At 40.0% G+C, this 11,513-nt stretch carries 13 protein-coding genes; 7 read left to right on the top strand and 6 right to left on the bottom strand.

Translation table 11 applies throughout. The features are described from left to right. Positions 1–64 precede the first annotated feature (64 nt). Entirely contained in the window at positions 65–211 is a 147-nt protein-coding gene (locus VZF35_RS12910; protein ID WP_407314158.1) for a hypothetical protein, read from the top strand. 217 nt (positions 212–428) lie between these two features. Here the strand turns inward: VZF35_RS12910 and VZF35_RS12905 are convergent, their stop codons facing one another. Continuing rightward, positions 429–665 carry a hypothetical protein gene (locus VZF35_RS12905; protein WP_407314156.1) on the bottom strand — a complete coding sequence of 79 codons (237 nt, stop codon included), beginning with the start codon at positions 663–665 and terminating at the stop codon, positions 429–431. Positions 666–1,110: 445 nt separating this feature from the next. Between VZF35_RS12905 and VZF35_RS12900 the strand changes: the two genes are divergently transcribed. Together VZF35_RS12900 and VZF35_RS12895 are read left to right on the top strand one after the other, a co-directional pair. Beyond that, a complete protein-coding gene (locus tag VZF35_RS12900) occupies positions 1,111–2,400 on the top strand; it encodes a hypothetical protein (protein WP_407314154.1) in 1,290 nt (429 codons plus the stop codon). Between the two features lie 420 nt (positions 2,401–2,820). Further along, entirely contained in the window at positions 2,821–2,934 is a 114-nt protein-coding gene (locus VZF35_RS12895; protein ID WP_407314152.1) for a DUF3102 domain-containing protein, read from the top strand. A gap of 157 nt (positions 2,935–3,091) precedes the next feature. Here the strand turns inward: VZF35_RS12895 and VZF35_RS12890 are convergent, their stop codons facing one another. Further along, a complete protein-coding gene (locus tag VZF35_RS12890) occupies positions 3,092–3,502 on the bottom strand; it encodes a HEPN domain-containing protein (RefSeq protein WP_407314150.1) in 411 nt (136 codons plus the stop codon). Further along, complete coding sequence (locus VZF35_RS12885) at positions 3,490–3,831, bottom strand: nucleotidyltransferase domain-containing protein (protein WP_407314148.1); 342 nt, start codon at positions 3,829–3,831, stop codon at positions 3,490–3,492. The genes VZF35_RS12890 and VZF35_RS12885 overlap by 13 nt, the downstream gene beginning before the upstream one ends. A gap of 271 nt (positions 3,832–4,102) precedes the next feature. Between VZF35_RS12885 and VZF35_RS12880 the strand changes: the two genes are divergently transcribed. Further along, positions 4,103–4,933 (top strand): DUF3375 domain-containing protein, encoded by an 831-nt coding sequence (locus VZF35_RS12880; RefSeq protein ID WP_407314146.1) that lies wholly within the window; start codon positions 4,103–4,105, stop codon positions 4,931–4,933. Between the two features lie 881 nt (positions 4,934–5,814). Here the strand turns inward: VZF35_RS12880 and abc-f are convergent. From abc-f to VZF35_RS12865, 3 genes are all read right to left on the bottom strand, one after another. Beyond that, positions 5,815–7,746 (bottom strand): ribosomal protection-like ABC-F family protein, encoded by a 1,932-nt coding sequence (abc-f, locus tag VZF35_RS12875; protein WP_407314144.1) that lies wholly within the window; start codon positions 7,744–7,746, stop codon positions 5,815–5,817. Positions 7,747–7,845: 99 nt separating this feature from the next. Next, entirely contained in the window at positions 7,846–7,998 is a 153-nt protein-coding gene (locus tag VZF35_RS12870) for an RAxF-45 family protein (RefSeq protein WP_407314142.1), read from the bottom strand. A 267-nt stretch (positions 7,999–8,265) separates the two neighbouring features. Further along, complete coding sequence (locus VZF35_RS12865) at positions 8,266–9,441, bottom strand: YgeY family selenium metabolism-linked hydrolase (RefSeq protein ID WP_407314140.1); 1,176 nt, start codon at positions 9,439–9,441, stop codon at positions 8,266–8,268. Positions 9,442–9,585: 144 nt separating this feature from the next. On the opposite strand from VZF35_RS12865, the gene VZF35_RS12860 reads away from it, so the two are divergent. From VZF35_RS12860 to VZF35_RS12850, 3 genes are all read left to right on the top strand, one after another. Then, positions 9,586–10,491, top strand: coding sequence for an AraC family transcriptional regulator (locus tag VZF35_RS12860; protein WP_407314138.1), 906 nt, complete (start codon positions 9,586–9,588; stop codon positions 10,489–10,491). Between the two features lie 44 nt (positions 10,492–10,535). Continuing rightward, positions 10,536–10,769: a hypothetical protein gene (locus tag VZF35_RS12855; protein WP_407314137.1), complete on the top strand. Its 234-nt coding sequence runs from the start codon at positions 10,536–10,538 to the stop codon at positions 10,767–10,769. 405 nt (positions 10,770–11,174) lie between these two features. Continuing rightward, a complete protein-coding gene (locus tag VZF35_RS12850; RefSeq protein ID WP_407314135.1) occupies positions 11,175–11,459 on the top strand; it encodes a hypothetical protein in 285 nt (94 codons plus the stop codon). Positions 11,460–11,513 lie beyond the last annotated feature (54 nt).

Genomic DNA, 11,513 nt, shown 5'->3' with positions numbered 1-11,513 from the left:
TTTAAGCTTGCTGAATTCCATAAAGCCAGCATCGACTATCTGGTAGGATTGAACTCCATTTCCTATGATGGTTGGCGCCATTGACAATGACCAAACTGCAGAGATCAAAGTAACTGATTGCGAACGCAAAAATTCCAAAGTCGCTAAGATAGTTGGTATCGGTGAAATTCAAAGTAGTGAAAGCAGAAAAGGCAATATTAAGAAAAGGTGAAGGCGTAGGCGTATAGTGGGGGACCCATTTTGGGTTTAGAGATAAACAGAAGTTCTTTATTTATAAATCATTATTGGGGAGTTCTTGCCGGCATGAAAAAAGACCCCTTTGCGGAGGTCTTACTTAGCGAAAGCTATTTGGTGGGGTGGCGTATCCCATATCTATCGAACCATAGGTGGGGGCTATTTAACATTTCCAATTATTCTTGCTTGCCTGGTTATAGAGTTTCAGTTTCAATTGTCTTCGGCCGGGATTGGCGGATATGAAAGTGATTGTGCTGCAGCTTTAAAGTATGCAGCGTCTCGCAAACCAAACATTGTTTATTTTCACCGTCTTTGAAGGGCATTTCCCCGATATGCTTGCCGCAGCAGGTTACTTCAATGCTGATGATCTTGCCGCTATTATGGAAATTAACACGGTAGTCATTAATCTTACCTTCGTTCTGATAGTCCATAATTTCTTCACCCTTTCATATAGTGTTTGGCTACCCTAAATATAGCATCAGATCAAAATAGTGACAACCTTTAAATTTTCCAGGATAAGGAATTAATCGTGAAGGTTTGTTGTCTAATCATTTGAGTTTGTAATAGTTGTTTATACAGTGACGATAGAGTTGCATATTTACCTCTTTAGCGAGTTACACTTGCTTAATTATGCTTTTTTCGCATATTATAAAGCCAAACAACCTATTCAAGATATGCTATGCAAAATAGCCTCAAACAGAAGGCCCGTGCTGATAATGTATAGTGTAAAGAATATTGTAAAAAGGGCCGGTTATTGGCAGGGTTTTACAGAACGATGAAGAATTCAGCTAATAGAAAGTGTTTGCAGTGATACGAGCTATTAACTAAAATTTTTACTTAAGACAGTTATTCGTTTTTCAAAGGAGGATATTTTAAATGAAGAAAATGAAACTTTGTATGTCAACAGCTCTTGCGCTTATATTATCTTTAACACTTGGTTCATCAGTTTTTGCAGATTCGTTACCAGGCATAACAAGCACAAAAAATACTTACTTATATTCTGAAAGTAATAGAATAATGGCTGATCAGCTAGCATCTACTGCAACCTCGAACTTATTATCTTTGGGATCACTTCATGACATAACAATACATGAACCTACTATGGTAAGCAATTTAAACTTACCCTCGAATATCTTAGTTACAACTACGGAAGGAACTATGTTAGCATCAGTACAGTGGTCTGATTATTCTGGCGTAAGTATAAATACAACGACTCAGCTAAACGGCAAAGCCGTATTGCCTCCAAATATTTCAAACACTGCTAATATAAAGTTAGACGTAACTCAGAAAGTAAACTATAACGGATCGGGACTTCAAAGCAATCTAGGTATAGTCACATATAACAAGATAATTAATATACCTCCAGCTACAACTGTAGAGGAATTTTTAAGTAATTTAACATACAACGGTACAGCCTTTGATATCAAGATCCATAATATGTTCATACCGGGATTGATAAGTAACTTAACATGCAACGGTACATCCCTCACAGACAAAATGTCTGCAACCGTCGTAGACAGACATAACGAAACATTAGATTACGATAGTATCGTAGGCGATGGAGATTCATTACAAATCTCCGATGGACTATACACGCATACTTATTATCTTAGTTCCCTATTTGGAACACCGTCAAATTCAAGTTTGTTATTATCTATAATTCCACCTCAACCAATAGTGGTACCTGTTACTGGAATGGAGGGTAATATAAACTTACCCACAATCGTGCGCATTGATACGACAAGTGGAGTTGTAAACTTACCAGTCCAATGGAACGTACCAATAAATTTAAATATTTCGAAAAATATCCAAATACCTGGTACGATTGTAATGCCCGATAATATTTATAATTTCAAAGGGGCACAATCGCTTGTTTATCAAGATTTATACTATAAACCACTTGGGATTTCCAGCACACTTGGTTTTATCGGTAATAACTCTATCATGGAAATACCAGAAGGAACTACCGTATCAAGTTTAATAAATAGCTTAACTAATGCTGATTCATATAGCCTGACTTTTAAAGATAAGAACAACAATACTTTAGGAACTGATGCTGCCATTGTAACTGGAGATAGCCTTGTAGTGACCAGTGGAAACAGTAACTATAACTTTTATCTATCCACTGCACTAAAGGATAATACTAATAAGGACACTCTGAAATAGTGACAGTTAAATATAAGCATAAACAAGCTGACAACTAAGCTGTTCTCTCATTGCGTCACCACCGCATGGTTGCGATTGCCTGAAGGTATTGCGCCAAAGTAATAAACCCCGCGATAAGTTCTCAATGGTACTCTACGTAGAGATTAGTTTCGGGTTCCCTGATAAAAGCTTTCTTTATCAGGGAACCCTAGTTTCTAGGCCTTGTCAGATATCGTAACCCACTTGTCATACAATAAATTAAGCCGATTTTCAATAGTCTCCCGTTCATGCTGAAACGAAAGAACAAACAAATTATTAAGATTGGCGAGAATTTCAGCTGGGCTCAAATCCTCCCGGGGATGTCCTGGAACGCTACAATGTTGTCGTGTTTTGGGACATAGTTTGTGCTGGTTGTCACGTTTAGAGGGCGGATCATATGCTATGGATAGAACATATAGAAGATTTACCAGGTGCAGGCTCAAAGAGGTCAGAGCGATACTTTCCAATGGGGAGTGGGGGCAATGGCTGGAGGTGTCAATCAATTACTCCCTATGAAAGTCTCTTCAAGACCTTTAAGCATTTAAGGAATTGCCGTGGTTCTTACTCCATGGTAGCTTGTTTTAGACTTGGAACAATATCCCAATTGGGAGGAAGAATAAGCCTATAACAACAAGGCTTCCCCGAGATTTATTTCTCTCAGGGAAGCCTTTGCTCATTGGAGGTCGGCATAGTAAACATTTAAATAGTCTTCGACACCTTTTATTACCATTTGGACATCTTTAAGAGTTTTTTCAGCGTCTTGTTTACTAGCGAGATAGAAATCATCATAATCACTGGCTAATCTCAGGTCCTGAGAGCTTGCGATAATTTTGCGGTATTCTTTTGGAAATATTCCTGTCTTCACAAAATTAATATTAAACCCACTTATAACTCCAGAATGTTTCCGCGAATCAAGTCCTAATGTAGCCAAAGCAGCCCTAGCCGCCTGAAAGAGGGAGTAGTATGCCTTGGATAAACAATCCCGGTGATGTTCCAGTTTAAATAGATCCTCGGCAACTGCTAACCGTTCTTTAGCAGATTGCAATCGATAAAAGGCCAAGTCTTTGGTTTCTATACGGTCCACAATGTTTCTCCTTCTTTAAGGACATTTTTAACAAAAGGTACGTGCATTGTTGACAACTGATTAAAGTATTCCCCTTCATAAATATTGAGCGAAATATTTATGTCATAACCCACATCATCAAGTAATAGAAAATCATAAAGTTTATCTCTGTCTACTTTATCGCGATTGCGGACAAGAATCATAATATCGATATCGGATTCAGGCAAAGAATCCCCTCGGGCTTTAGAACCGTATAGAATCACAGAAATTAAGTTATCCCTGCAAACATCGCGTATATGTTGAATTGTTTTGTCTAAGGCCGTTTGTTCTGTTTTAGTTAGGGATGCCATAGAATCACTCCCAACTCAGAGTTAAATCTATCTGAATTATAGCATGCAATATCACTTTGCTCAATTTTTGCGCCCCCATATTCCCCACCTTCTTCCTCCAAGCAGGAATTGATATAAATCAGGAGAACACTATCGAAAATGGTGAATATCTTCTGCTTTAACCCATGCTCTTCACTAGTCTAAAATTGTTGAGCTTTTAAAGGAAATAGATGTAAGCTGTCGAAATCTATATTTTAACAGAGAAGGAAATCAAACGGAGGAAAGTCGATCGATGGCACAGCAAAAAACTGAGTTTTCGGAACATATGTCTTTTGAGTTTCTGGAGTTACTGCGCAAGAAAAATCCGGCGTGGCGTTTGTTAACATCATCTCAGGCTCCTTTTGTGGCATCTTTCCTCTATAGAGAATTTATTGCGGAAAATAAGCGGCAGATTGCCGAGCAAGAATTGATCAGCCGCTTGGAGGGCTTTATTGAGCTGCTCAATCAGGGGCGCGATGACTCCCTCTTTCCGCGTTTAGGACGAGAATACCTGGATGACTGGGCCAATGATGAACATGGTTGGCTGCGGAAATTCTATCCCCCGGGACAGGACGAGCCTTATTTTGATGTAACCTCCCTGGCCCAGAAAGCCATTGAGTGGCTTCTGAGTTTAAGGCAACAAGTTTTTATCGGTACAGAATCACGCCTGATCACAGTATTTGAACTCCTGAACCAGATTGTGGAGCGTTCTGAAACCGATCCAAAGTTACGCTTGGCCGAGCTCGAACGACGTAAAGCCGAAATTGAACAGGAGATCATCCGGGTGCGGAAGGGACAGGTGGAGCTGCTGGATGAAACGCAAATCAAGGAGCGTTTTTGGCAGGCGCTGACGACCGCCCGAGAGATTCTGGCCGACTTCCGGGCAGTAGAACAGAATTTTCGGGAACTGGACCGGGGGATGCGGGAACGGGTTGCCACTTGGGAGCAGGGAAAAGGAGAATTATTGGAATCAATCTTTGCAAAACAAGACGGGATTGCCCAGTCGGAGCAAGGCAAGAGTTTCGCTGCATTCTGGAAATTTTTAATGTCTTCATCTTATCAAGATGCAGGCAACCTTACGTGAAATTAGACACTCTCCAATTAAAGAACAAGTAACGATGATGAATTCGGCCTTAAGTGGTTATTACAATTATTATGGAATGGCCGGTAATCTGAGAAGTCTTTTCAGAATATACCACAGAACCGAACAGAACTGGAGAAGAATGCTTAGTTCTCGATGCAGTAAAGGGACTATTGAAAATGAAAGGATTAAATTATGAGTGATAGGGCCATCAATAACCCATTTGTGTTTTCTCACAAAGCATTAGAGTCATATAGAGGCTTGGCATTAGGTGTAGCTCCATTTTACAAGAAGGGAGCTAATATAAATGAATTTAACCAGAAGGTATTAACAGAACTTTTTACCCAGTTGTATTCAACTGGAGAGAGTATTTTAATGCTTACTAGTAGTAGCATCGTCAACCTACTATTATAGGTGATGTAGACTCTTCTTAATCAGTCATTAAATCATGACTTCTGAACTGTCTTTTTGTGCCTATTCCTGACCCAAGCAGCGGAAAGGAACTGTTCGCGTACCGGTTATGCGGACTGCCTTTCTGTTCACAGCCGTTTCTTCCGGTTGATGGGGGTTGGTGTTTAGGGTTCAGCAAATAACGAAGCATAGCGCATGTGTAGGGTGAAAAAACCTCGCATGCGCTTTTTAATTTCCCCTATAAAAGCAGACGGCAGGACCGGGTCATGACCCGTAGCCTTGCCGCTGCTTGAATAGGGAAAGAAGATAGACTGCAGCCCAAGGGACCTTAGTTGCCAGTCCAAAGGGATTCTTTTGAGATGCAGACAGAAGACGCCTTAAAGAAGTATCCATATTTTAACAGATAGTTGAATGCGTTGAGATTAGTTTCGGGTTCCCTGATAAAAATTTTCTTTATCAGGGAACCCTAGTTTCTAGGCCTTGTCAGATATCGTAACCCACTTGTCATACAATAAATTAAGCCGATTTTCAATAGTTTCCCGTTCATGCTGAAACGAAGCAAGTCCTGATGAGTCAAAAGAAATTGCAGGGTCAGACATTTGAGCCTCAAGATCAAGAATTTGCTGTTCCAGTGCGGTTATTTCCTTTTCCATTTGAGTGGCTGATTGACACGGATCAGCTGCCTTGGCGACAGAAGTTTTAGCTTTAACTTGCTGCCCCCGTTTATTAGCAAGGCTTGACGGACTGTCTGTTTCACCTGCGATCTTAGCAATTTGTTTATTCTTTCTTTCCAGATAGTCATTATAATTACCCAAGTAGGCAGTAATCTCGCCTTGGTCAAGTACCCAAACCTTGTGAGCCAAACGATTGATAAAATACCGGTCGTGAGAGACCGCCAGCAGCGTGCCGGGAAACTCTTCCAATGCTTCTTCCAGAGCTTCCCGGGAATCAATATCCAGGTGATTCGTAGGCTCATCGAGCAATAAGAGATTTGGCTTTTGATACATGAGTAATGCCAGTTGCAGCCGGCTCCATTCTCCGCCGGACAAACTGCTGATCCTCTGGAAAACATCGGAACCGTAGAAGAGAAATTTTGCTAACTGTTTTCTGGCTTCACCTGCTTCCATATCCAGTTCTGCACGGAAATATTGAAGGACGGTTTGGTCGGACTTGAGCGGTGCACTGTCTTGGGAGAGATATCCGATGTCAACTCGTGAGCCAAGGCGTATTTCACCGTGATCTGGGTTTTCTTGATCTAAGATCAATTTCAGAAGAGTGCTTTTCCCGCAGCCGTTTTTTCCGATGAGGATGATCCGTTCGCCGTAAAAAAGCTGGGCACGGACTTGACTGAAAAGCGAGCGGTTAGCGTAGGATTTGCTGATTCCCTCCAGCGAAATCACCTGTTTTCCAGAACGGTCACTTTGTTCGAGACGCAGGTCGATTTTTTTGCGTTCTAAGATCGGCTTCTTTAATTTAATCATACGATCTAAGGCCTTTTGCATCGATGCGGCACGGCGGTGAAAACCGGGATTCGGTGGATTGGAGCGGTTGCCCCATTCAATTAATTGTTTGATGGATTCCTGCATCTTTTTAATCTTTTTCTGTTGTTCCTGATAATTTGTAAACTCTGAGAGCAGGCGGCTCTCTTTTTCTTTCTGATAGTCGGTATAGTTCGTTTGATAAGTTACGGCTTCCCCGTCTTCCAGCTCAATGATTTTAGTGATCACTCTATTTAAAAAGTAACGGTCATGAGAAACAACGATGACAGTACCCTTATAGTTATTTAAAAAGGTCTCAAGCCATTCAATGGAAGACATATCCAAGTGATTGGTTGGTTCGTCCAGTATTAAAATATCGGGCCGCGTCAATAGTAAGGCGGCTAAACCCACCTTCGTCTTTTCTCCGCCGGATAAAGAGGAAAATGGCCGTGGATAGTAATCTGCCGTGATACCGAGTCCGTTGGCAATCCCGTCGATGTGGGAAGAGATTTGGTATCCACCAGCCTCTTCGAACTTCTCCTGAAGTTTGCCATATTCCAGCATAAGCTGACTAAGTGTATGATTCCCGGCATTCATGGGGTCGGACATTTTTTGCTCTAAGCGTTCTAGTTGCTGCTGCCACTTCTTTACTTCTTGAAAGCACTGTTCCAATACTTCATAGACGCTCATTTTGTCATCATACTTAGGGGCCTGAGCTAAGAAACCAATCCTGGTATTTTTGCGTAGGGCGATTTGCCCTTGTTCAGGCTGAAGGGATCCTATGATTAAGTTTAAAATTGTGGACTTTCCCGTTCCGTTACGGCCTATTAAACCTACTCGTTCTCCTTGTTTAATTTCAAAGGAGACGTCGGTAAGCACTTCATTGGCGCCAAAAGATAGTTTGATGTGTTGAAAATCAATAATCATGTTCATTCTCCTCTAGGGAAATGACACTTTCAAGGATTTAAGCATAAAAAAACCGCAGGGAAATGTCCCTACGGTCGCAGCTTCAATGTTTCGTTGCGGTTATGGTAGGTGTGTCATTTCGCAATTTTGTTGATCCGTACTCAGTTGCTTAAAAATGGGCATAGCTATCCCGTTAAATGAAACTGCATGCATAATTCCAAAGATTGCTATTGGCAACTGTTCAAGACGGAGCATTGCAAAATCGCGATTCATCCTACCACACCTCCTTCACTGAATGATATGAATATAGTAACATAATCCTTGTGGAATAATCAACCAAATTGCTTTAATCAAATATACACATGTTTTAATAACAATAAGGTTTAGCAATGGGTCTTTGCCTATTCTTAAACTGTAATCATAATAGTTCAGTAATCCTATGAATGCCGCCCAAACTTAGTGTTGGACGGCATTCATAGGATTACTGAAAATGTACAAAATAAAGTTTCTATAGGATAAATCTCACATATAGACGGTCGTTTATAAAAAGTACGGAAAAAGAGAATAAAATTTACAAGCGGCACTGATATCTGAAATTGGGCAGTATTCATTGGTCATATGGGCCATTTTCTCAATCCCTGCACCAAAACCTATCGTTGGAATTCCTAATTTACTTGCTGATGCTACTCCATTTGTAGAGAAGTTCCACTTGTACATAACTGGTTTTTTGCCTATAAGCTCCTCATAGGTGTTTACACAGCCTTTTGTAAGCTTATGGTCTTCTTTTATTTCCCAAGCGGGAAGAAAAGAATGGAGTATAATTTCTTCTCCTTTCCAGCTGGTACCGATGGCATCGTATATTTCCCAAGTAGCGTCGGTTCCTTCGATTAATTTATTCATCTCTGCTCCCACGGTTTCTTCATTCTCTTCCAAAGTCATTCTACGGTCAATGTAAATACTGCAACTTTGCGGAATGGCATTTAAAGAAACTGAGGAGCTCTCTATTTTTGTGAGTGCAATGGAGGGGTGCTCCCCAGTTAATTTCATAAATTCTTTTCCCAGTGCTTTGACACGGTTTATAATGGTTGTCATCTTATAGACCGCATTGATGCCTTTTTCTGGCGCAGCTCCATGAGCAGATACGCCGGGAATATTGATTTTGTAAATGGCTCTTCCCAAATGTCCCAAGGAAATCTGTAAATGGGTAGGTTCACATATAACAACATAATCAGGTCTCAAATCATTATCTACGATAGCATGATAAAGTCCCTCTCCATCGTAATCTTCTTCCATGACCGAACAGCAGATATAAATAGTTTTACCTTCTGCTAAACCTAATTTTTTCATCACAGCTCCTGCATATATAGAAGCAGCGGCCGAAGCTTTCATATCACTCGCACCACGACCATATAATTTGCCGTCTTTTATTATTCCTCCATAGGGGTTATCTTCCCATGATTCTGGGTCATTAACGGCAACATTGTCGATATGAGAATCATAGAGCAACTTTTCATTACCGTTACCGATTTTCCCGATGACATTTCCTACCCTATCGATATAGACTTTATCATATTTTAGGGTCTTCATTTCTTCTGCAATTCGTTTAACGACTGCTTCTTCTTCACCTGTCTTGCTTTTGATTTTTACTAAATCACTAGCAAAATAGACCAATTTTTCTTCCAACGAATCGACTAATTCTTGTACCTTTTCTTTCATAAATTATCCTCCTCAGGTTACCAGCTTATCTATTCGTTCTTGTGCTTTCTAAGAGTTCGTATATATAATGATATAAACATAATCTTTAACTTTCTATCAATATTTTAACGATTTATATCGCAATATTAACAAATGAGGTTGCTTATGCAAATTATTGATATTCCAATCAGTAAAGATTTACAAGAGACAACCATTCATGGAGATTATGCATTTCCGCTGGCAATTTATGAGGACCATTTACATTCTAATTTGATAGGATATGTAGACCTCCATTGGCATGATGAATTGCAATTCTCTTATGTTACCAAAGGTGCTGTGGAATTTGTAGTTAATCAGAAGAACTATTGTATTAGTGAAAATCAGGGGATTTTTATAAATTCCGGCTGTTTGCATATGGCAAAGGCAATTGTTGACCCTGACAGTACCTATATTTGTATAAATGTTAATGCAAAATTACTTTCTTCTTTTCAAGGCAGTATTATCGATACTGCATATGTTACTCCATTTATAGAATCAGAATGCCTTCCTGTGATTTTATTTGAAGGAACTGTACCTTGGCAGAAGGATATTTTAAGCGGGCTACATAGGATAAATTTCTTATATGAAAAAGGAGAATTTGCTTATGAGCTTAATATTCTGCTTGAGTTTACCCAAGTTTGGCTTAACATTGTAACAAATATGAAAGATATATTACAGGGAACGAATAAGCCGTCTGAAACCAACCAGAACCGACTTAAGACATTTTTAAGCTTTATACAGCGGAATTATAGGAATAAAATCAGTCTCGAAGACATAGCCTCCTCTGCTAATGTAAGCAGAGGAGAATGTTGCCGACTTTTTAGAAATACGATTCAAATTTCACCCATTGAATACTTAATTTCTTATCGTATTAATAAAAGTTTGTATTTGTTGGAGAATTCCAGTATGACAGTCAGTCAAATTTCGGATTATGTTGGATTTGGCAGTGTTAGCTATTTTATTGAACGCTTCCGAAAGCAAATAGGTGCTCCTCCCAAGGAATTTCAGAGGAATTTAAGAAATTTCAAATAAAATTATTTGGCTGATTTTGAGAGACGATCATTTCGTCTCTCTTTTTGGTCACGGATATACTTGAGGAAGGTAATTACCAGTATTTGCAAATCATGGCCCAACATCACTATGACGAACAGGTGGCGGAAGCGGTCCGGCAGGTTAAAGAGCGCTGCGGCGCCAGCCGAACCCGGTTAGGGGAGACGGTACCGGCGGAACTGAAAAAGGAACCGATCCATCACTGGAAGGATGTGGTGGAAGCCGTATCCGAGGAAATGATTAAAAATTGCCGGTTTTAAGGATTGACTAAGCTAGCTTAGTCAATCCCAAAACGGCCGGATTTTTAAACTGGAGCCGAATAATCAACAATTTTCTTGACCGAAAGGGTGTTGGGGAATTTGTCAATTGACCCAACCGAACTTAATTCCTCAGGGATTTGGTTAGGTTTGATCAAAACCATTGGGAATTGGTTGAACCGGCAAATATGGAGCCAACATTTTATGTTGTTATATTTTTAAGAGGAAGTTTTCGAAGGATTTAGTGATTAGTGGAAGGAAAAGACAGAAGTTTGGCGAAAAATAAAGGTACGAGTTAAACATTGTCTTGTTTAGAAGGAATCAAGTTTGGGCACTTCCCTATAAAGGGGTTGCCGGATTGGGTAAGCAGAGGATTGCTTTAAAGCCAAGGCTTGTGGGGGTTAATCAATGCATTATATTGGAATCGATTTAGCATGGACCTATGCCAAAGAATCCGGGGTTTGTATTATTGATGACAATGGGAGGATTGTCTACTGTGAATCCAAGGTATTCAGCGATGAAATGATTGCTGCAGTTGTCGAAGATTATGCTCAAGAAGGGGTAATTGTTGGTATTGATGTTCCTCTTATCGTGAATAACGATTTTTTCAATAATTCATTGAGCATCCAAGCTATGTCAAAGCAAGGGTTTAAGAACCTTGAGGACAGGCTGGATGCTTTTTATACTATCTGAAAGTATAAACTTGCATTATTTACTATTTACTTTCCAAGCATAAGAGCAACTAAC

The sequence above is a fragment of the Desulfosporosinus paludis genome, assembly GCF_045689965.1.
Lineage (GTDB): Bacteria > Bacillota > Desulfitobacteriia > Desulfitobacteriales > Desulfitobacteriaceae > Desulfosporosinus > Desulfosporosinus paludis.
The sequence above is the reverse complement of the archived record's forward strand: the minus strand, read 5'-3'. Positions and strand labels throughout refer to the sequence as shown.

Excerpts from the sequence above, each read along its gene's own strand:
- VZF35_RS12895 (WP_407314152.1), top strand. The coding sequence starts at position 2,821 with ATGGATAGAACATATAGAAGATTTACCAGGTGCAGGCTCAAAGAGGTC.
- VZF35_RS12850 (WP_407314135.1), top strand. The coding sequence starts at position 11,175 with ATGCATTATATTGGAATCGATTTAGCATGGACCTATGCCAAAGAATCC.
- VZF35_RS12865 (WP_407314140.1), bottom strand. The coding sequence starts at position 9,441 with ATGAAAGAAAAGGTACAAGAATTAGTCGATTCGTTGGAAGAAAAATTG.
- VZF35_RS12860 (WP_407314138.1), top strand. The coding sequence starts at position 9,586 with ATGCAAATTATTGATATTCCAATCAGTAAAGATTTACAAGAGACAACC.
- VZF35_RS12900 (WP_407314154.1), top strand. The coding sequence starts at position 1,111 with ATGAAGAAAATGAAACTTTGTATGTCAACAGCTCTTGCGCTTATATTA.
- VZF35_RS12910 (WP_407314158.1), top strand. The coding sequence starts at position 65 with ATGATGGTTGGCGCCATTGACAATGACCAAACTGCAGAGATCAAAGTA.
- abc-f (WP_407314144.1), bottom strand. The coding sequence starts at position 7,746 with ATGATTATTGATTTTCAACACATCAAACTATCTTTTGGCGCCAATGAA.
- VZF35_RS12905 (WP_407314156.1), bottom strand. The coding sequence starts at position 665 with ATGGACTATCAGAACGAAGGTAAGATTAATGACTACCGTGTTAATTTC.
- VZF35_RS12880 (WP_407314146.1), top strand. The coding sequence starts at position 4,103 with ATGGCACAGCAAAAAACTGAGTTTTCGGAACATATGTCTTTTGAGTTT.
- VZF35_RS12885 (WP_407314148.1), bottom strand. The coding sequence starts at position 3,831 with ATGGCATCCCTAACTAAAACAGAACAAACGGCCTTAGACAAAACAATT.
- VZF35_RS12870 (WP_407314142.1), bottom strand. The coding sequence starts at position 7,998 with ATGAATCGCGATTTTGCAATGCTCCGTCTTGAACAGTTGCCAATAGCA.